The sequence below is a fragment of the Candidatus Pelagibacter sp. Uisw_127 genome (assembly GCF_047722515.1).
GTDB lineage: Bacteria > Pseudomonadota > Alphaproteobacteria > Pelagibacterales > Pelagibacteraceae > Pelagibacter.
On sequence record NZ_CP159815.1, the window covers coordinates 1,103,487 to 1,123,966 of the forward strand.

23 protein-coding genes are annotated in these 20,480 nt (G+C 29.1%); 9 read left to right on the forward strand and 14 right to left on the reverse strand.

The window, feature by feature from the left end:
- The first annotated feature begins 28 nt into the window (after positions 1–28).
- Positions 29–994, forward strand: a complete 966-nt coding sequence (locus ABXT65_RS06035) for a glycosyltransferase family 9 protein (protein ID WP_415323062.1) — start codon at positions 29–31, stop codon at positions 992–994.
- On the opposite strand, the gene ABXT65_RS06040 is transcribed toward ABXT65_RS06035, so the two are convergent.
- Positions 991–1,497 carry a J domain-containing protein gene (locus ABXT65_RS06040; protein WP_415323064.1) on the reverse strand — a complete coding sequence of 169 codons (507 nt, stop codon included), beginning with the start codon at positions 1,495–1,497 and terminating at the stop codon, positions 991–993. The two genes, ABXT65_RS06035 and ABXT65_RS06040, sit on opposite strands and share 4 nt — an antisense overlap.
- Before the next feature lie 17 nt (positions 1,498–1,514).
- Here ABXT65_RS06040 and ABXT65_RS06045 point away from each other — a divergent pair, with 17 nt between their 5' ends.
- Entirely contained in the window at positions 1,515–3,590 is a 2,076-nt protein-coding gene (locus tag ABXT65_RS06045; protein ID WP_415323066.1) for a S9 family peptidase, read from the forward strand.
- Positions 3,591–3,601: 11 nt separating this feature from the next.
- On the opposite strand, the gene ABXT65_RS06050 is transcribed toward ABXT65_RS06045, so the two are convergent.
- Entirely contained in the window at positions 3,602–3,907 is a 306-nt protein-coding gene (locus tag ABXT65_RS06050) for a hypothetical protein (protein ID WP_415323069.1), read from the reverse strand.
- Between the two features lie 131 nt (positions 3,908–4,038).
- Here ABXT65_RS06050 and ABXT65_RS06055 point away from each other — a divergent pair, with 131 nt between their 5' ends.
- Positions 4,039–5,349 carry an NCS2 family permease gene (locus ABXT65_RS06055; RefSeq protein ID WP_415323071.1) on the forward strand — a complete coding sequence of 437 codons (1,311 nt, stop codon included), beginning with the start codon at positions 4,039–4,041 and terminating at the stop codon, positions 5,347–5,349.
- Positions 5,350–5,382: 33 nt separating this feature from the next.
- On the opposite strand, the gene ABXT65_RS06060 is transcribed toward ABXT65_RS06055, so the two are convergent.
- Entirely contained in the window at positions 5,383–5,919 is a 537-nt protein-coding gene (locus ABXT65_RS06060) for a phosphoribosyltransferase (protein ID WP_415323073.1), read from the reverse strand.
- Positions 5,920–5,947: 28 nt separating this feature from the next.
- Between ABXT65_RS06060 and ABXT65_RS06065 the strand changes: the two genes are divergently transcribed.
- The gene (locus tag ABXT65_RS06065) at positions 5,948–6,244 is read left to right on the forward strand and encodes a DUF1330 domain-containing protein (RefSeq protein WP_415323075.1); all 297 of its coding nucleotides are present in this window, start codon (positions 5,948–5,950) and stop codon (positions 6,242–6,244) included.
- On the opposite strand, the gene ABXT65_RS06070 is transcribed toward ABXT65_RS06065, so the two are convergent.
- Positions 6,231–6,866: a DNA-3-methyladenine glycosylase family protein gene (locus ABXT65_RS06070; RefSeq protein ID WP_415323077.1), complete on the reverse strand. Its 636-nt coding sequence runs from the start codon at positions 6,864–6,866 to the stop codon at positions 6,231–6,233. The two genes, ABXT65_RS06065 and ABXT65_RS06070, sit on opposite strands and share 14 nt — an antisense overlap.
- Positions 6,859–7,743 carry a DMT family transporter gene (locus tag ABXT65_RS06075; protein ID WP_415323078.1) on the reverse strand — a complete coding sequence of 295 codons (885 nt, stop codon included), beginning with the start codon at positions 7,741–7,743 and terminating at the stop codon, positions 6,859–6,861. Before ABXT65_RS06075 ends, ABXT65_RS06070 begins: the two co-directional genes overlap by 8 nt.
- 35 nt (positions 7,744–7,778) lie before the next feature.
- Here ABXT65_RS06075 and msrA point away from each other — a divergent pair, with 35 nt between their 5' ends.
- Genes msrA through ABXT65_RS06095 form a run of 4 tightly spaced genes read left to right on the forward strand, consistent with a single transcriptional unit; the run spans position 7,779 to position 13,031 of the window.
- Complete coding sequence (msrA, locus tag ABXT65_RS06080; RefSeq protein ID WP_415323080.1) at positions 7,779–8,222, forward strand: peptide-methionine (S)-S-oxide reductase MsrA; 444 nt, start codon at positions 7,779–7,781, stop codon at positions 8,220–8,222.
- 1 nt (position 8,223) lies between these two features.
- Positions 8,224–9,036 carry a sulfurtransferase gene (locus ABXT65_RS06085; RefSeq protein ID WP_415323082.1) on the forward strand — a complete coding sequence of 271 codons (813 nt, stop codon included), beginning with the start codon at positions 8,224–8,226 and terminating at the stop codon, positions 9,034–9,036.
- 3 nt (positions 9,037–9,039) lie between these two features.
- The gene (locus tag ABXT65_RS06090; protein ID WP_415323084.1) at positions 9,040–9,909 is read left to right on the forward strand and encodes an efflux RND transporter periplasmic adaptor subunit; all 870 of its coding nucleotides are present in this window, start codon (positions 9,040–9,042) and stop codon (positions 9,907–9,909) included.
- Positions 9,909–13,031, forward strand: coding sequence for an efflux RND transporter permease subunit (locus tag ABXT65_RS06095; RefSeq protein WP_415323086.1), 3,123 nt, complete (start codon positions 9,909–9,911; stop codon positions 13,029–13,031). The genes ABXT65_RS06090 and ABXT65_RS06095 overlap by 1 nt, the downstream gene beginning before the upstream one ends.
- Here the strand turns inward: ABXT65_RS06095 and ABXT65_RS06100 are convergent.
- Both ABXT65_RS06100 and ABXT65_RS06105 read right to left on the reverse strand, forming a co-directional pair.
- Positions 13,028–13,627 (reverse strand): lytic transglycosylase, encoded by a 600-nt coding sequence (locus ABXT65_RS06100; RefSeq protein WP_415323088.1) that lies wholly within the window; start codon positions 13,625–13,627, stop codon positions 13,028–13,030. The genes ABXT65_RS06095 and ABXT65_RS06100 overlap by 4 nt on opposite strands.
- Positions 13,620–14,003, reverse strand: a complete 384-nt coding sequence (locus tag ABXT65_RS06105; RefSeq protein WP_415323090.1) for a VanZ family protein — start codon at positions 14,001–14,003, stop codon at positions 13,620–13,622. Before ABXT65_RS06105 ends, ABXT65_RS06100 begins: the two co-directional genes overlap by 8 nt.
- A gap of 49 nt (positions 14,004–14,052) precedes the next feature.
- Between ABXT65_RS06105 and ABXT65_RS06110 the strand changes: the two genes are divergently transcribed.
- Positions 14,053–14,769: a 2,3-bisphosphoglycerate-dependent phosphoglycerate mutase gene (locus tag ABXT65_RS06110; protein ID WP_415323092.1), complete on the forward strand. Its 717-nt coding sequence runs from the start codon at positions 14,053–14,055 to the stop codon at positions 14,767–14,769.
- On the opposite strand, the gene ABXT65_RS06115 is transcribed toward ABXT65_RS06110, so the two are convergent.
- Genes ABXT65_RS06115 through ABXT65_RS06145 form a run of 7 tightly spaced genes read right to left on the reverse strand, consistent with a single transcriptional unit; the run spans position 14,755 to position 20,430 of the window.
- Positions 14,755–15,447, reverse strand: a complete 693-nt coding sequence (locus tag ABXT65_RS06115; RefSeq protein ID WP_415323094.1) for a sugar phosphate nucleotidyltransferase — start codon at positions 15,445–15,447, stop codon at positions 14,755–14,757. The two genes, ABXT65_RS06110 and ABXT65_RS06115, sit on opposite strands and share 15 nt — an antisense overlap.
- Positions 15,444–16,253, reverse strand: a complete 810-nt coding sequence (locus tag ABXT65_RS06120; protein WP_415323096.1) for a phosphotransferase — start codon at positions 16,251–16,253, stop codon at positions 15,444–15,446. The genes ABXT65_RS06115 and ABXT65_RS06120 overlap by 4 nt, the downstream gene beginning before the upstream one ends.
- Positions 16,254–16,276: 23 nt before the next feature.
- Complete coding sequence (locus ABXT65_RS06125) at positions 16,277–16,408, reverse strand: hypothetical protein (protein ID WP_415323098.1); 132 nt, start codon at positions 16,406–16,408, stop codon at positions 16,277–16,279.
- Complete coding sequence (gene tsaE / locus ABXT65_RS06130) at positions 16,395–16,871, reverse strand: tRNA (adenosine(37)-N6)-threonylcarbamoyltransferase complex ATPase subunit type 1 TsaE (protein WP_415323100.1); 477 nt, start codon at positions 16,869–16,871, stop codon at positions 16,395–16,397. The genes ABXT65_RS06125 and tsaE overlap by 14 nt, the downstream gene beginning before the upstream one ends.
- Positions 16,855–18,141: an adenosylhomocysteinase gene (gene ahcY, locus ABXT65_RS06135; protein WP_415323102.1), complete on the reverse strand. Its 1,287-nt coding sequence runs from the start codon at positions 18,139–18,141 to the stop codon at positions 16,855–16,857. Before ahcY ends, tsaE begins: the two co-directional genes overlap by 17 nt.
- A gap of 43 nt (positions 18,142–18,184) precedes the next feature.
- Positions 18,185–19,723, reverse strand: a complete 1,539-nt coding sequence (locus tag ABXT65_RS06140) for an ATP-binding protein (protein ID WP_415323104.1) — start codon at positions 19,721–19,723, stop codon at positions 18,185–18,187.
- Positions 19,723–20,430: a response regulator transcription factor gene (locus tag ABXT65_RS06145; RefSeq protein ID WP_415323106.1), complete on the reverse strand. Its 708-nt coding sequence runs from the start codon at positions 20,428–20,430 to the stop codon at positions 19,723–19,725. The genes ABXT65_RS06140 and ABXT65_RS06145 overlap by 1 nt, the downstream gene beginning before the upstream one ends.
- Positions 20,431–20,480: the final 50 nt, after the last annotated feature.

Genomic DNA, 20,480 nt, shown 5'->3' on the forward strand with positions numbered 1-20,480 from the left:
AAATTTAGTAAAGATGATAAAGTATTAAATGAAAATTTTAGTAGTACAAAATAAAATGGGAATTGGAGATATGGTAATCTACTTACCTTTTATAGCCGCTATTTCTAAAAAATTTAATACACCCGTAAGCATTCTTGCTAAACAAAGTTCAAAAGTAGAGCAATTCTTAATAGACAATAAAAATATTGAAAAAATAATTATCCTTGAACAAGGTAACAATCTCAAGGGTGCTAGACATCAAGGCTTTAGTGGATTTATAAAATTAGTAAAAGAACTTAGGGAGCATAATTTTGATAAAATTTTTATTTTTAACTCGTCACTTAGGTTTTATTTAATTGCCAAATTTGCAGGTATTAAAGATATTATTCAATACCCCTTGTTTGCAAAAAAAAACCAGCCTGTAATTGATGCAGCAAAAAAATTTATAAATCAAAACTTAAATTTAATTGTTGAGAGTGATCCAAAGATTCTTATCAATGATAAATCTGTGCAGGATGTAAGATTAAAATTTAAAATCAATAATGATCAAAAAAATATTGTACTTGGTATAGGCGGGTCAGGACCAACTAAAAGAGTTTCGGCAACAATATTCATAAAGCTTATTCGTTTAATCTCTAATGCTTATAAGTGTAGATTTTTTTTAGCTACAGGTAAAAATAAAGAAGAACAAGAAATTTTAAAAGAAATACTTAATACAGAATTTAAGGCCAAATGTGTTCCTTTAGATAATTTAAGTATAAGTGAAACTTTACCAATAATTAAAAATTGTGATATTTCTATTTGTAATGATTCTAGTTTTAGTCACCTATCATCAGGGCTTGGTATTAAAACAATCGTCTTAATGGCAGATACGCCATTGCTATATGGGAATTATAGTTCAAGAATGTATCCAATTATCCCAGATGGGGAAATTACAGTAACACACGATACTTTAGGTAAAGATAAAATTAATCCTGATAAAATTTTTGATCAATTAAAAAAAATTCTTAACTAGGAAATATCTCTTAAAATAATCTCTTTAGCTTCATTTACAATCGTCGACAATCTTCCAGTCTCTGGTGAAATATCTGGATGTATTTTTTTCTGAATTTTTATATAGGCTTTTTTAACATCATCTTTGGTAATATTTTTTTTTATATCTAGATTTAAAATCTTGTAGGCTTCCTCTAAAGGTATTTTAGAAGAATTTTTAATATTTTGATTTTGATTAAATGAAAACCTACCTGAACTTCTAAGAGTTTGTATAAGTCTAAATAAACCAATTAATTGAAATATTGAAAATCCCTTTAACTTAACTAAAGCTAGGCTAATTAATGTAAGTGGTATACTTAGTAAAAACTTACCTGCAACCACAAGCAATATTGCCAAAATTATTAAACTCAAAAAAATTAATTTTCTTAAATGTTTTGATATTTTTTTTGATGAAGTGCTGGCTACTAATTTAAGTAAAAAGTAAATAATTCCTAAAAAAACTAGTGTATAAATGATAATATTCATATATTTAATTTGTATCCATGAAAATACCACAACTTAAAAAAAAATCAGAGATAAAAACGTGTCATAATATCAGTTGGGAAGATGATTATAGCTGGATACATCAAGATGATATCCTGGAGGTTTTAAAAGATAATAAAAAATTAAATCCTGAAGTTAGAAAATATCTTGAAGAAGAAAACTCTTATACAGATTTTCACTTATCAGATACCAAAAATATGCAAAAAAAATTATTTAACGAAATTAAGGGAAGAATAAAATTAGATGATGAGTCTCTACCTTTTAAAGATTTTGATTATGAGTATTGGTCAAAAACAACAACCAAAGGAAACTATTCTATCAAATTAAGAAAAAAAATTGGTACTAATATTGTTGAAGAAATTTGGAATGGTGATGAAGAAAAAGAAAAACTAAACGTAGAATACTTTGGTGTTGGTGATTTAGAGGTTAGCTTTAATGATAGATATTTAGGATATTCTTTAGATACTAAAGGTTCTGAATACTACACAATATACATTAGAGATATAAATACAAAAAAATTAGTTACTGATAAGATAGAAGAAACATCAGGTGGCATAACTTTTAGTTTAGATGATCAATATATTTTTTATTCAAAGCTTGATGAAAACCATAGACCAAGAAAAATTTATAGACATAAATTAGGAACTAAAGTTCAAGAGGATCAATTAATTTTTGAAGAAAAAAGTGAAGCTTTTACAGTTGGAATTGGTTTAAGCTCAGATGATAAATACTTTTTTATCAATTCTTCAGACCATAATACTTCTGAACAATATTACTTCGATGTTAATGAAAAAGACCCTAAGCCTAAATTAATAAAAAAAAGGCAAAGAGGAATTATTTATTCCGTTAATTCTTGGGATGGTAAATTTTATAATCACACCAATGAAAAAGCTGAAGATTTTAAAATAGACATTAGTGATAGTTTAGAAAAACCAGATTGGAAAACCTTTATTGCTGCAAAAGATGAAGTTCTAATTGGAGGGTTAACGTTTTTAAAAAATTGGATCATAAGATCTGAGACTTCAGATGCTTTAGATAAATTATTTGTAAAAAATATCTCAACCAGAATAGAAGAAGAGCTAATTTTTTCCGATGAAACTGTCTATGTTCCTGGCGCATCTTTAATGCAAAGGGATAAAAATACAGACGAAATATATATAAGTTATTCTTCACCTAAAACACAGTCTAGGGTTTATTCTTACAACTTAAGCACAAAAGAAAAAAAATTAGTTAAAGAACAAGAGATTCCCTCTGGTCATAATCCTGATGACTATATTGTTGAAAGAGTTGATTGTAAATCACACGATGGAAGAATGGTTCCTCTTACAATTACAAGGCATAAAAATACTAAACTGGATGGAAGTGCTCAATTACTACTTTATGGTTATGGCTCATACGGAAGTTCTATGAACCCTAGTTTTTCCACTACTAGATTTAGTTTAATTAATAGGGATATCATCTGGGTTACAGCCCATATTAGAGGGGGTATGGAAAGAGGTATGAAGTGGTGGAAAGAAGGAAAGCTACTTAATAAAAAAAATACTTTTGAAGATTATATTGCCTCTGCAAAATACCTAATTGAAAATAAATATACCTCAAAAAATAATATAATAGGTATGGGTGGCTCTGCGGGTGGTCTTCTTATGGGTGCCGTAGTTAATCAGGCCCCTGAATTATTTCTAGGAATTATAATGGCTGTACCATTTGTTGACTCTTTGACAACTAATTTAGATCACTCATTACCTTTAACAGTTGGAGAATTTGATGAGTTTGGGAATGCAAAAGATAAAAAAGATCATTTTGATTATATCTATTCTTATGCTCCCTATAACAATATAAAAAAAATTGATTATCCTCATATGCTGATCACAACAAGTTTAAGTGACAATAGAGTATTGTTTGATGAACCAGCAAAATTTACTGCCAAACTTAGAGAATATAAAACTGATAATAATTTATTACTTTTAAAAACTGAAATGAACGCAGGTCATGGTGGTAAATCTGGTAGAGATGGAGCTATAGAAGAAATTGCACTTGATTATGCATTTGCATTAAAAATTTCTGAAAAAATTTAGTCTCTAATTTATTAGAAACAACCATTTGAAACGAAACCAATTACAATCGAATTAGAATCTACTTCAAATCTTCTTTCACAAAGTATTCCATATTTTTTGGTATTGTAAACAAGCTCTAAGTTGCCCTTATCATTTTTAAAATCTTCATCTGGCTTACCCAATTCCATTTGCAAATTACTTGAAGTTTTTCCAATGTATTCACTTAACTTACTATTTTCTTTTTCAACAATTGCATCTGTTTTATCTTTAATTGTTTGACAGCCAGCAACAAAGGTTAAAAAAAATAAGCTTATAAAAATAAATTTTAATTTATGCATTCTTCAATGATAACACTCAAAATATGGCATAAATATAAACTTATAAGTTGAAATGTGTTGATAAACATAGATTTTTAAGAGTATTTTTCTGATTAATCTAATATTAGTCAATCTTAATCTTAGGAGGATCAATGTTAGAAAAGTATTTCGACTATAAAAAACACAAGACTGATTTTAAAACAGAAGTAATAGCTGGTGTTACAACATTTTTGACAATGGCTTACATTATGTTTTTAAATCCATTTATATTATCAGGTGAATTTGCTGGACCAGAAAAAGGGTTCTTTGAATTTGGAGCAGTATATACGGCAACAATTGTTGCAACGGCACTTGCTTGTTTCATAATGGCATTTTATGGAAAAACATGGCCAATAGGTTTGGCACCAGGCATGGGAATTAATGCATTCGTTGCATTCGGTGTTTGTGCTGGAATGGGCTATACACCTCAAGAAGCTTTAGGAGCTGTACTGGTTGCTGGAGTTTTGTTCTTAATCATTTCATTAACACCTATCAGAGCGTGGTTAATTAATTCAATTCCAAAAAGTTTAAAATTAGGAATTGGTGCTGGTATAGGACTATTCCTAGCAATAATTGGACTTCAAATCATGGAAGTTGTTGTTGATAATCCAGTAACATTAGTTCAGCTAGGTGACTTGAGTGATCCACTTGTTCTATTGGGTTGTGCTGCATTTATTTTAATGGTTGTTCTTGAAAAAATGAAAGTTAAAGGGAATATCATTATTGGTATTTTATTATTTAGTATTATTGCATGGGCTACTGGACTTGCTAAATTTAATGGAATTGCAAGCTCACCGCCTCCAATGACTTATCTATTTGATTTTGACTTATCAGCAGCATTAACAGCTGGTATGACAACTGTAGTATTTACATTATTGTTTGTTGATTTCTTTGATACTGCAGGAACATTAACTTCAGTAGCAAATGTTGCTGGTAAAGTTGGTAAAGATGGTAAAGTTAAAGATATTGAAAAAGCAATGATGGCTGACAGTGTTGGAACTGTAGCTGGTGCAATGATGGGTACAACAACTGTAACAAGTTATGTTGAATCTGGTGCTGGTGTAAAAGCTGGTGGAAAAACAGGAATGACCTCTCTAGTAATTGGTCTCCTATTTTTAGCTTGCATATTCTTTGCTCCTTTAGCAACAAGTTTACCTAAACAAATTGATGGTGCAGCTTTAGTATTTGTTTCTGTTCTTTTTGTTAGAAACATAACTGATATCGAATGGGATGATATTGGTGAAGCAGCTCCTGCTATTCTTGCAATGATTGCTATGCCGTTAACATATAGTATTAGTAATGGTATTGCTTTAGCATTTGTATCATATGCATTAATTAGATTATTTACTGGTAAGTTTTCTTCAACTTCACCAGCAATATGGGTTATTGCAATCTTAAGTGTTATCAGTTTTGCAGTTGCTTAAAATATAATTTTTAGGGCTGGAATTATTCCAGCCCTATTTATTTCTCTTAATTATTTCTTCCATAGACATCTCCTCGTAATGTTCGGTAGGTTGAACAATCCATGGGTCTGAATCTAGTTTTACTGGACAAAAATCTGGCTCAAATGTAGATGATTTTTTTTTCCATAAACATGCAGTTTTAACTTCATTTATATAATCTTTAGTTGGCTCATAATTTTTTAACCACTCAATACTTTTATTTAAAGTTAATCCAGTATCAGACAAATCATCTACTAATAAAACTTTATCAAAATCTTTATTCTCAGCTAAAGAGCTAATTTCTCTAGCAAACATCAATTGACCTTGTTTGTCTTCCATTCCTTTTCCTGTGTAACTTTGAATAACTATGTAGGCTATAGGTAATTTTAGAACTCTAGAAAGAATATCCAATATTGGAGCTGCCCCCCTCATAATGCCCACTAATACTGTTGGCTTATAATTGTTGTGAATTTCTATTGCTAGTTTTTCTACAATTTTTGTATACTGATCAAAAGTGATAATTAATTTCTCTGCCATAAAATTCATTATCATATAAAAAATTATTTAAAAAGGAGAAATAATGAAAGCCTACTGGATTGCTTTGTACAAAAGAATAGATAGCCAAGAAAATATAAAAAATTATGGGTCAAAAGTTACCGAAATAATAAAAAGTTATGGAGGAAAGCCCTTAGTAAGAGGCGGAAAATTTAAAACTTTAGAAGGTGAAACTTACCCAAGAACTGTAATCTGGGAATTTCCAAGTCACGAACAGGCTATGAAGTGTCATGATTCTAAAGAATATCAAGATGGATGGGCATTAGCAAAAGATACCACAGAACGAAACTTACAAATTATCGAAGGCTTTAGTACTGAATAGGTTCTGGATCTATACTTCTCCATAGATACCAGGTCGCAACTGAACAATACGGACTAAATCTTTTGCTTAGTAACTTCACATAAGATTCTGGTGGTAGATATTGTTTTTTATAATTTTTTGAAATTCCCCTTAAAAGGCCAATATCTTGTATGGGCCAAATATTTGAACGATTATAAGTAAACAATAATATCATTTCAGCTGACCATCTACCGATTTGTCTTAACTGAGATAAATAGATAATAGCTTCTTCATCTGACATTTTAGGAATTAACCTAGGGTTAAATGATTTATCCAATATTTGTTTCGCTAAACTTTTTATTCCCCTAACCTTTTGTCCACTTAATCCACAGCTTTTAAGTTGAGCAGAAGAAAGTTTAGAAATTGTTTTTGCATTAATCTTATCTTTGCATTTCTTTTTAAATTTCAAAAAAACAGAGTTAGCTGCAGCAACACTAATTTGTTGTCCAATGATGCTCTTGCATAATGAAAAAAATATATCTTTTCTAGAAGTAAGCACAGCCTCAGAAGGAGATTTATATTTATTGATCAACGAAGACATTACTTTATCTTTTTTAGATAGGTATTTTTTTGCAGTATTCCAATATTTTGGTTTTTTACTCATGTCTAGTAGTAGATGGTATTCTTTGTTTATGATAAATTTCTCTTCTAAAGATTATAAGAGAGGCAAGAACTACCAGAGATGCTCCTATTAGTGTTTTTACAGTTGGTATCTCATTCCAAATTAAATAACCAAAAATTATAGCGAATAGCAAAGCCAAATATTTTAACGGCGCAACTAAAGATACTTCGGAAAGTTTATAAGATTGAGTTAAAAATAAATTTGCAGAACCACCAGTTACTCCTATTAAAGCTAAAAGAATAAAATCTTGAAAATTTGGCATTATCCAGCCCATGGGTATTGTAGCTAAGCCTGCAATTGAAATTGTAATTGTAAAAAAAATTGAAATAAGCCAAATAGGTTCTGTCGTAGACAGTTTTCTAATTGTAATGGTCACAAAAGCCATTCCAATACAAAATATTAATGGTAAAAAATAAAGGTAATTCATACCCTTAAATCCAGGTTCGGCAATTATAATAACACCTACAAAACCAATCAAGACTGCCAACCACCTGAAAACTCCCACCTTCTCACTCAATAAAAAAATTGATAATACCGTAATAAATAATGGTGCCGCATATGACAGGCTAACAACAACAGCCAAGGGAAGTTCTCTTAATGCAATAACTATTGCTATTAAAGCCATTAAACCCATAAGGCATCTAAATAAATGCTCTTTTGATCTTTCGGTTGTGTAAAAAGTTTTGAGTTTATTTTTTGGTATTAAAAAATAAGTCGGTAATAGTCCAAAAAAGCCTCTAAAAAATAACACCTCTCCCGTTGGATAGTCACTTGACCACTTCACCAGTAAATCCATAACGGAAAATGTGCATACAGATAGAAACATATACAAAAAGCCTAGTTGATTTTTAGTTAACATAGCAATAATTTGTAGATCAAATTAAAGTATAATCAATGGAAATAGCAGTTTTAGGATTGGGATGTTTTTGGGGGCCAGAAATTAAGTTTAGTAAACTCGAAGGAGTTATCAAAACTGAGGTTGGCTATTGTGGTGGTGACAGCCAAAAAACCACTTACGAAGAGGTGTGTACCGGCAATACAAATCATGCAGAAGTCGTTAAATTAAATTTTGATCCTAAAGTTATTTCTTATGAAAAAATTTTAAACTTCTTTTTTGAAATTCATAACCCAACAACTCTAAATTCACAAGGTCCAGATTTTGGAACACAATACAGAAGTGAAATATTTTATTTAAGTGACAAACAAAAAGAAATTGCCGAAAATGTGATAGAAAAAATAAATTCAACTTTATCTGGAAAAGTTGTAACAAAATTTTCTTTATTAAAAAATTACTGCCCTGCAGAAGAATACCATCAAAAATATTTAGAAAAAAGATAATATGTCATTGGTCGATACAAATTGGTTAGAAAAAAATTTATATAAAGTAAAAATAATTGATTGCTCATGGCACATGCCTCAAACAAAGAGAAATGGTTTTGAAGAATATCAAAAGTTGCATATAGAAAATGCAATCTTTTTTGATTTAGATAAAAATTCTAAAATAGATACGGATCTACCTCACATGTTAACTGATATTAAGTCATGGGAGAAAATTATATCAAGTATGGGTATTAGAAATGAGGACCAAATAATAATTTATGATAATTCTGATGTAATAAGTTCTTGTAGATGTTGGTATAATTTTATTTACTTTGGACATGACCCAAGTTTAGTTCACGTGCTAGATGGTGGTTTAAAAAAATGGATTAATGAAAAAAAATCAACAGTTAATGATTTAACAAAAACTATTAGCTCTGATTATATAGCTAATGAAAAAAAAGAATTAGTAAAAGACAAAAACCAAATTGATGAAAATATTAATGTAAATAAGTTTAATGTTATTGATGCAAGAAGTTGGGAGAGATTTACAGGTAAGGTTCCTGAGCCAAGAAAAGGTTTAAGAAGTGGCTCTATAAAAAATTCTTTTTGCCTACCTTTTTCTGAGCTTATTAATGAAGATCACACATTCATTTCTAAAGAAAAAATCCTTGATAAATTTAAATTAATTAAATTCAAACTTGATGAGAATGTAGTATTTACGTGTGGTTCTGGAGTTACCGCATCAGTTTTGGCTCTTGCTTATTCTTTAATAGACATTAAATATATGCCAACAATTTACGATGGCTCATGGAGTGAGTACGGAAATAATTAAAAAATGAAAAGATCGACAAAAATTAGTACAGCAATCATTACTTTTTTTTTAATAATCACAATAGTGATTGTTGGAAGAGCAATGATAGGCAATCATTTTAAAAAAAAATTCAGTAAAAGACCTCCTCCTGGAATAATTGTTAAAGAGGTGGTTTTCAAAAGCTTTTCTGAAAATATTGAAAGCTTCGGTACAGCAGTATCAAAAAGAGCAGAATCTTTTAGAATTAGAAAAGATAATTTAACATCTGAACTAATCCTTAAGGATTATGTAAAAAAAGGTGATCTAATTGTTAAGCTTAAAGATAGAAACATTGTAGCACCTTTCGAGGGTGTTCTTGGATACAGAGGTATTACTGGGGATATTCTTGGTTCAGATAACTCAATCATTATAACTTTAGATGATAACTCAATTATATATTCTGATCTAAAGATTCCTGAAACTTTTGCGGCATTCATAAAAAAAGATTTACCTATTAAGGCAAAATTCTCAGGTAGCAAAAATAAAACATACAGTGGAAAAGTATATGCTGTTTCAAGTAGGATCAGTGCTGAAACAAGGAGTTTACTTACAAGAGTTATGATTGAAAATGAAAATTCTGAATTAATTCCAGGCTCTCTTCTAGAGGTTGTTATTAATTATAACGAACGGAATTCACTTGCAATACCTGATACTAGTATGATGGTAGAGGGAAGTAAAACTTACGTCTATAAAGTTTTAAAAGACAATATTATAAATAAAACTGAAATAGAAATTGGAATAAGAGATGGTGGATTTATTGAGATAATTTCTGGTCTTAATGAGGGAGAGACCATTGTTGCCGAAGGACTAAAAAAAGTTAGGCCAAGAAGTGAAATAAAACCAATTAAAAAATAATGTTTATAACGGATTTAAGTATAAGAAGGCCGGTCGTTGCATGGGTAATGTCTCTTATATTAATCGTTTTTGGAATATTTGTTTTTTCACAATTGCCTGTAAGAGAATTACCTGAAGGCCTACAGCCTCCTGTGGTTCAAATTAAAGTAGACTACAAGTCGGCTTCAGCTCCTATAATTGATCAAGAGATAACACAAGTAATTGAAAAAGTGATTGGTGGAGTAGAAGGAGTAAAAAATATTAACTCAACTTCAGAAAATGGAAGTAGTTCAATTAATGTTGAATTTAATACCAACATTAACCTTGATAATGCAGCCAACGATATAAGAGAAAGAGTTGCAAGAATAGTGGATAATTTACCTAGCGAAGCAGATGCCCCTCAAATACTTAAACAATCAGCAGGATTTTCAACCACTATGTGGCTGGCTGTATCTTCTGCAACTTGGAGTGACTTAGAGCTTGGAGATTATGTTGAAAGATATTTAGTAGATCAATTTTCAAGCGTTAAGAATGTAGGAACCATTAGAACTGGTGGCTTGAGAGATTTGAGTGTTAGAGTTTGGATAGATCCAATTAAACTAGCAGCATACAATTTAACTATTCAAGAAGTTGAGGGAGCAATAAGAAAAGAAAATATAAGTCTACCAGCAGGTACTCTTGAGGCTAACAATATTGATTTAACACTAAACTTAGATAAATCTTACAACGATATAGAAAAATTAAAAGCGTTACCTGTAAAAAAGAACCAAAACAGCTTTGTAAGACTTTCAGATATTGCGGATATTGAGTTTGGTCCAGTTTCAGAAAAAAATCTTTTTAAAGCTCAAAGTAAGGATGCTTTGAATTTAAAAACTGTAGGAATTGGTATTTATGCAAAAAGTGGAGCTTCAACAGTTGAGCTTTCTAAAGAAATAAAAAAAAAAATAAATGAAGTTAAAAAAACACTGCCTGATGATCTTAATATAGAAGTCGCCTTTAATAGAGCAACTTATGTAGGTACTGCTATCAACGAAGTTTATAAAACTTTAATAATCGCTTTTATACTTGTGGTTATTATTATTTATTTATTTTTAGGGAATATAAAAGCAGTAATTGTTCCAGCAGTTGCATTACCTGTAAGTTTGATAGCATCTTTTTTAGGTCTTTATTTATTTGGCTTATCAATAAATATTTTTGTTTTATTAAGTTTTATTTTAGCAATTGGAATCATTACAGACGATTCAGTTATAATGACAGATGCAATTTATAGAAGAATTGAAAATGGAGAAAGCCCTTTAGTTGCGGCTCATAAAGGGTCAAAACAAATTAGTTTTGCAATCATTGCTACAACATTAATTCTAGTTGCAGTATTTATTCCTTTAATTTTTATAGATGGAATTGCGGGAACACTATTTAGAGAAACCGCAATAGCATTATCTTTTTCAATTGTAGTCTCCTCTTTTGTTGCACTTACATTGTCGCCCATGTTAGCAAGTAAATTTTTAACCAAAGAACCAAAACAAAATTTTATAGTTACTAAATTTGATAAGTTTTTTAAATCATTATCAAAATTTTATGAAGAAACATTGGGGTACTGGTTAAATAAGAAAAAAATAATAATTTCATTTATTATTTTTACTATTGTTGTCTCTGGTATTTTATTCAATTTTACCAAAAAAGAATTACTTCCTAAGGAGGATCGAGGAGTTTATCTTGTCCTTGGATTTACTGATGAGGGAAGTTCTTTTGAATATACTGAAAAAAGAGCACAAGATGTGGAAAAAAGATTAATTCCTCTTCTTCAAACGGAAGGTAGTCCTTATAAGAGATTTATAATGCGAGTTCCTGGATTTGGCAGCAATAAAAATTCATTTAATAGTTTCATAATAATCGCACTATTGGATGAATGGGCAGATAGAAAAAAAAGTTCACAAACAATAATGAGAGAGGCAATTGGAAAAATTGTGACAGTACCAGAGACTGTGGCTTTTCCAATATCACCACAATCTATTAGAGTTTCTAGCTTCAATAAACCGGTTCAAATGGTCATATTAGGCAGTACTTACGAAGAATTAGAAGAAATACAATCTAAAGTTATTAGAAAATTAAGGCAAAATAAAAATCTATCAAGAATAGAGTCTGATTACTCTAGAGACAAACCTGAAATCAAATTGGTAATAAATAAAAATAAAGCTAAGGATTTAAATATATCTACTGACTCAATCGGAAAAACTTTGGAAACTCTTTATGGTGGAAAAACTGTAACAAAATTTAATAGACTTGGTAGAGAATACCCAATTATACTACAGCAGTATTTGACTGATAGAAGATCTCAAGAAGGGCTTTCTAAAATATTTGTTAGATCAGAAAGTACTGGTAAGCTAATTTCTTTAGCAAATTTAGTTGAATTCAGTGAGCAAGGATCTGCTAAAAAATTAGCAAGATATAACAGACAAAGAGCTGTAACTATATCTGCAAATATATCAGAATCCTACACTCTTACTGAGGCAATAACATATTTAGAGAAAACCATGGAAGAAGTGAGCTCCTCTAATCAAATTGCATGGAAGGGTAAATCAGAAGAAATAAAAGAGACAAGCAATGAGTTATTTGTTATTTTTGGATTAGCCTTCTTAACTGCATATTTAGTAATGGCAGCAACTTTTAATTCATTTATCCACCCCTTTATTATTATGTTAACTGTCCCACTTGCTCTGTTTGGGGGGTTAGTTTTTATTCTATTCTTAAATAGTTCTATTAATATCTTCTCACAAATAGCACTTGTTATTCTAATTGGAATATCCACTAAAAATAGTATTTTAATTGTTGATTATGCCAATCAGCTAAGAACAGCTGGTAAAAATATTGAAGCATCAGTTAAAGAAGCTTGCCAATTAAGATTTAGACCAATAATGATGACATCAATAAGCACAATGATAGCAATGATGCCTTTAGTTATAGGTAATATCGGACCAGGTGCAGGTGAGGCCTCAAGATTAGCTGTAGGTGCCACTATTCTAGGTGGAATGATTATTTCAACATTCTTTACATTGTATGTAACTCCAACGATGTATTTGGTGTTAGCAAAAAATACAAAAAGAATAGATGCTGTTGATATTGAATTAAAAAAACAACTCCGTTAAAAAATAATATATTTATTTTTATTTAACCTTTTCTGACAATTTTGCAATTGAGACTTATATTTGTCAGATTGGTTTTTTACTTTTTTAGCTAAGCCGATAACTTTCTGATTATTCTTATAATTTTTATAACCACCCCACCCCTCATGATATGCAAGATATTGTCTAAAAGCATCTTTCTTGGAAATTTTTAAAAGAGACTCAGTTTTATCTGTGTACCAACCAATAAAATCTACACTATCTTTAAATCTTGCTCTTATTGCAAGTTTGTTACCTGTTTCATTTTTATATTGCTCCCACGTTCCTTTTACAGCTTGAGAATACCCAAAAGAACTTGAGGGTCGCTTAAAGGGTATAACTTTGAATAATTTTTTTCTCTGAGGTTTTGCTAACCAATCAAAATCAGATTCCATTTTAATAATAGCAAGCTGAACATAAATTGGCGTACCCCATTTTTTCTCAGTACTTTTTGCGTGTTTATACCAAAGATATCTTTCATTAAAAATTGAACAACTATTTGATGTATTTTTAGGTGTAGAGGAGCATGCTGAAATCAAAGTAATTAATATAATGAAAAAAATATTTTTAAACTTAAACATACTTATCTTTAACTTTATAAATAATTATTACAAACACAACTCCTACAATATTTCCAAATAAATCACTTATTTGAAACCCTCTATTTGGAATAATATAATGAAATAATTCTAAAATGATTGATAATAAAATAAGATACAAAATAAGAAATTTAATTTTTTTTGTACCCTTGTATGCAAATGTTCCTAATATGAAGAGAATAGTAAAAGCATAAAAATGATTAGAAGAAATTATAAAATCTCTAGTAATTTGAGGTTGTGTATTACAGTTATTATATATGAAGCATCCCGATAGACTCCCAGAGTATAAATAAAATATTATTAACATTAAGTTAACAGTGTGGAAAGCTGGAATTAAAAGATTTTTTATATGTTTCATAATAATTTTATTTATTTTATTCTTTTTATCAGTTATCAAAATATATCAAATGCCTCATTTAATATTAGTTAGACATGGTCAAAGTGAATGGAACCTAGAAAAAAGATTTACAGGTTGGGTCGATGTAGATCTTACTGGCCAAGGAAAATTGGAAGCATGTAAGTCTGGTGAGTATATTAAAGAACTAAAGCTAAATATAGATTATTTCTATTCATCATTTCAATTAAGAGCCATTAATACTCTTAAATTTATTCAAGACACAATGAGAGATAACAAAAAACCCATAAGAGCGTGGCAATTCAATGAAAGACATTACGGGTCCTTAACTGGTCTAAATAAAGATGAGATGAAGGAAAAACTTGGGGAGGATAAAATTCATGAATTTAGAAGGTCTTGGGATATAAAACCTGATCCTCTAAGTAGAAATAATCCATATCATCCGATAAATATTGATACATACAAAGCTATCCCTAGAGCGCAAATTCCAAATACAGAATCTCTTAAAGATACTTATGAGAGAGTAATGGAATATTATAATTCCAATATTCATAATAAATTATTAGATAATAAAAATATTTTAATTTCAGCTCATGGCAATTCTATTAGAGCTTTGTGTAAATTTTTATTTAAACTAGATAATAAAAAAATATCGTTTCTTGAAATACCAACTGGTAATCCACTTTTAATTAATCTGAATTCAAAGCAAGAAATTATTGCATGTAGATATTTAGATAAGGATAGAGCTAAAGATTTAATTATTTTTTAATAACTCTTTGTAAACTTCCAGATTAGTCAGGTGGTAAAAACTTTCTACACTTTCATAACCATATAATTCATTTTTGCTAACTAACCGATTCCAAACTTCTGATATAGAAAAATCACTAACTGAATGTGAAACAAATAAATCTTTACTCATTATCTGACAGCCGGTATAAATTAAATCATTTTGAAGATCTTTTTTAACTATATTCTTTAAAAGATTGAAATCACCTTTTAAATTTTTATCAAAACTAAGGTTTTTATTAACAAGTAAAAGTATATTTTTAATTTGATTAGTAAAATAAAAATCTTCCATGTTTTTAATCTTTTCTACATAGCCTTGATTCCAAACAGTATCTGGATTTAATATCAAAAAATCAGTATCATTTGAGGAATCCATCATATTTAAAATTCCTCCTCCTGTATTTAGAATTTTTTTTCCATCATTGATTATTTTAATATCTAAATCAAATTTTTTTATCTCAACAAAACTTTCAATTTTTTCTTTTAAATAAAATGTATTTAATATTATTTTTTTTATTCCTAAAGATTTAATTAAATTAATACAGTTCTCAAGTAATGTAATTTCATTAATTTTCAATAGTGGCTTCGGCTCTACTAGTGTTAGGGGGTTTAACCTCTTTCCATAACCAGCACACAAAATTAATGCAGTGTTAATTTTCATTTAAGGTTCCTTATTTTCTTTGGAAAATTATTATCCAGTAATCCTTTAAGGCCATTAAATATTTGATTATTTTCCATTCTAAGCTCTATTAATTTCCAAGCATAAGGTATTAACTTCAAATATTTCACTTTCTTATCCCTTGCTGCCAACCTTGCAAAAATCCCTATTATTTTCATGTTTCTAATCACTGATAATATTTCGAAGTCATTTAATAAAATAACCTTATTAATTTTATTTTTGCTTAATTTTAAATAATAGTTGTAAATATTATCTTTTAATTTTTTATTAGATTTAAACCTAACATCGTCAATTAAAGATGCTAGATCATATGCTCTATTACCTATTAGCGCATCTTGTGTGTCAATAGTTGCTAATTGTTTTTTATATCGCATTAAATTTGATACATGAAAATCTCGATGAACTAAAGTTTCATTTTTTAGTTTAAGATTTGATAATAAAAATTTTATCTGTTTATTTATCTCAATATTAATCGTTGGTAATCTTTTTTTAGATATATATTTTTTTGCATACCAGTCAGAAAATAATTTTGCTTCTTTAAATAATTTATTATTCTCATAAATTGGAATTTTATAATTTTTTCCTTTAAAATTTTTAATTTTTTTTTGTTTAATTTTTTGAATTTTACTAAGTAAATCAATAGATTTTTTATATAAATTAATTTTATTACTTCCACCATTTCTCAATAGCTTAAATACTGTATCATCACCAAAATCTTCAATTTCTATAAAATTTTGTTTGTAATTTTCTTTATATATTTTTGGCGCTAGAATCTGATTTTCAATCAACAAGTTATTTATAGCAGCATATATTAAGAGATTTTTTTTTTTTCTTTTGTGGCATACACAATAATTGAATTTTTTTTATTATTTGTTTTCCTATAAAAAGATCTAAAAGATGCATCACCCTTAATTTTTTTTAATGTTGATTTAATTGATTTCATTTAATTTTTCATTACCTAAACCTCTAATAGATAAAAATCTTTTGTTCATATCTTCTCCATATTCAAAGAATAGATCAATTTTATTATTGATTTTATTATCAATTTTTTCAGGCCATTCAATAAATGTTATGATTTCTTTTTGATTTTCTAATAATCCAATATTTTTTGTCTCATCACTACTTTTTAATCTATATAAATCATAATGTTGGATTACAAAAATTCCCACATCATATTCATTTACTAGGTTAAAAGTGGGACTTGTAACTTCTGTTGGGTTTAGATTATTATTTGTTTGAAGATGGTTTACTAAATGTCTTACAAACGTTGTCTTTCCAACTCCAATTTCACCATGGAAAAAAACTACATCACCTTTTTTTAGTATTTTTGAAAAATTTTTTGCTAGTTCAGCTGTCTTAACCTCTAAAGAGATATCTATTATTTCGCTATTAGTAGCGATATGCATCGGGCTTGAATGGACCTTCTGTTTCAACGCTTATGTAGTCAGCTTGGTCTTTTGATAATTTTGTAAGTTTTGCACCAACTTTTTTTAAATGAAGCATCGCTACTTTTTCATCTAAAAATTTTGGTAAAACATAAACTTTATTTTCATAATTTTTATGGTTATCCCAAAGTTCTATTTGTGCCATTACTTGATTTGTAAATGATGCACTCATTACAAAGCTTGGGTGTCCTGTTGCACATCCTAGGTTAACCAGTCTACCTTTTGCTAAAAGAATAATTCTCTTTCCATCAACTAATTCTATCTCATCAACTTCTGGTTTAACTTCTGTCCACTTATAATTTTTTAGAGCTTCTACCTGGATCTCGTTATCAAAATGACCAATATTGCATAATATTGCTCTATCTTTCATATCTCTCATATGATCTGCGGTGACAATATCTATGTTACCTGTAGCTGTAACAACGATATCTGCTTTGCTTATAGCCTCATCCATTAAAACTACTTCATAGCCTTCCATTGCTGCTTGAAGTGCGCAAATCGGGTCTGCTTCTGTAACCATAACTCTTGCACCACTTTGCCTTAAAGATGCGGCACTACCTTTGCCAACATCACCAAAACCTGCAACAATTGCAACTTTCCCTGACATCATGACATCTGTAGCTCTTCTAATTCCATCTACCAAACTTTCTCTACAACCATAGAGGTTGTCAAATTTTGATTTTGTAACTGAGTCGTTAACATTAATTGCCGGAATCATTAAAGATCCATCTTTTTCCATTTTGTTTAATGCTTTAATTCCTGTTGTTGTTTCTTCTGAAACACCTTTTATTTCTTTTAATAAATCTTTATAATCGCTATGCATCATTGCAGTTAAATCACCGCCATCATCTAATAGCATATTTGCTTTCCAATCTTTTTTTCCTTCAATTGTTTGTCTTATGCACCATATGGCTTCCTCTTCAGTTTCACCTTTCCAGGCAAAAACAGGTATTCCCACTTTAGCTATTGCTGCTGCCGCATGATCCTGTGTTGAAAAAATATTACAAGACGACCATCTCACTTCTGCCCCAAGATTTACTAGAGTTTCAATTAAAACTGCCGTTTGGATTGTCATATGAAGGCATCCTAATATTTTTGCTCCTTTTAAAGGTAGTTTACCTTCATACTCTTCTCTTAACGCCATTAGTCCGGGCATTTCACTTTCTGCTATGGAAATTTCTTTTCTTCCAAATTCTGCTAGCGATATATCTTTAACTTTAAAATCATCCATTGCTCGGTTTTATATAAGAAAAAATTAATTAATCAACTTATGATTAGACTTCTGGGAATGTAATCTCCACATTTGCACCCTTTTGTGTAATGTTATTAGAAGCATAAATAGTAGCACCATGTAGGTCTACTAAGTTTTTTACAATATTTAACCCTAAACCAGAATGCTCACCAAAATTATCAGGCCTATTACTATAGAATCTATCAAATATCTTTTTTGTGCTTGTTTCCTTAAAACCTTTTCCTTCATCTATAATTTTTAAAATTATTTTTTCTTTCTCATTTTTTGAGACCACAACTAGGATTTTTTTACTATCATCACTAAATGAAATTGAATTATCTAATAAATTTGCAATGATTTGTTCTATTCTATTTTCTATTCCATTAATAAAATACTCTTCTTGATTACTTGAATCTTTCAAAATTATTTGAATACCTCTTTTTACTTCGTAAATATTATTAAAATCATCAACTACAGACTTTGCAATTAATTTTAGATCAATTTTTTTCATTTTTTCCTTGCTTAGGGCAACTTCATCTTTTAGCATTTGAGAATAATCTGTAATTAGCCTTTCAATTCTTTGGACATCATGATTAAGAATATCAATTAACTTGGTTCTTTGTTGATGATCTGCTGTTTCATGCAATATTTCAGAAGCACTTTTTAACGATGTTAATGGATTTCTAATTTCATGAACTAAATCTGTTGAAAAGTTTTCAGCATGAGAAATTCTTTTTTGAAGTTCGCTTGTCATATCATCTAGTGAATTTGATAATGTGCCTAGTTCATCATTTCTGCTTTTAAGTTCGTTTATATTTATTTTTTTTCTGCTCTTTTCTTTGATTGTTTTTGTATATTCAACTAAATTTTTTATGGGTTTAAGAAAATATCTATTTAAAACAAAAGAAAATACAAAGATTACTATTCCAATAAAGATTGCAGTTCTTAAAATAAAAGTTTTTCTTTCATTAATTGCAGCTCTAATATCATTGGCATTTTCAGATATTGCTAAATAACCAATATTATTTCCGTCTAGTTTTACATTTTTTACAGTTGTTAATAAAAATTTATCATATCCCTCTTGCGCAAAAGTAAATGCCCTTCCATAGTCTTTTGACCATGAATAATTTGTCAAAATATCTTTTAAGGAAACAGTTTTTTCTTTATTTATATTTTTTCTTTCAATTACCTTATTCCTTGTTTCTTCATTTAAAGTTTCTAACTGCACTATATCTAGTCTATTGGAGAAAGATCTTGGATCTAAATCCAGTGTATCGGTGTCTCCAACTAAATTAAGTTGGTTATCAAATAAAATAACTCTGTCTAAATTTTGAAATAAAAATCTTGTTGAAAATAAAAACCTTCTAATATCCTCTTCTTCAAATTTAATATTCAACCTCAAAATATGTTCGATAGTATTATCTATTATTTGAATATGTTTATTTTTTTTATTTTTTATTAAATTAGGCTTAACATTACTAATATATAAAAGGGTTAAGCTACCAATGATTAAAAAAATTAATAAATTGATAAATAAAAATTTTTGTAAGATAGATATACTTTTAAGGAAATCACTGAACATTAACTAACATTCCACCTATATCCACTGCCATATCTTGTTTCTATTGCAGTAAATTCAGGATCGACCCTTTTAAATTTTTTTCTAATCCTCTTAACATGGCTATCTATAGTTCTATCTTCAATATCGGTGTCTTCCCTATAAGCAATGTCCATTAACTGAGCTCTTTCTTTAATTATCCCTGGCCTTTTAGCTAACTCTTTAACTATTAAAAATTCTGTAGTGGTTAGCTTGTCTGGTAACTGTTTACCATCCCACTCACACTCAAGTTGTGAGGGGTCAAGTTTAAGTTTACCATGAGAAATAATATTTTTTGTTTCTTCAAGGTTAACATTGATATCTTTTTTTCTAAGCTGAACTCTAATTCTCTCAATTAAAACTTTTATGGAGAATCCTCCTGATTTTTTCATAAAATCATCTGCACCTAATTTTAATCCTAATAGCTCATCTATTTCATCATCTTTTGATGTTAAAAAAATTACAGGGAGAGATGTTTTTTTTCTTAATCTTTTTAAAAGCTCTTCACCATCCATTTTTGGCATTTTGATATCAATGACTGCTAGATCAGGTGGTGTTCTAGTTAATCCTATTAATGCACTCTCTCCATCAATATAAGTTTGAACTTTAAAACCTTCTTTTTCAAGTGCAATACTTATGCTTGTAAGTATATTTCTATCATCATCAATCAGTGCTATTGTTTGTTTATGCATAAAGTACTTTAAAAATACTAAATTGTTCTAATTTAGGCAATGCTCTTAAA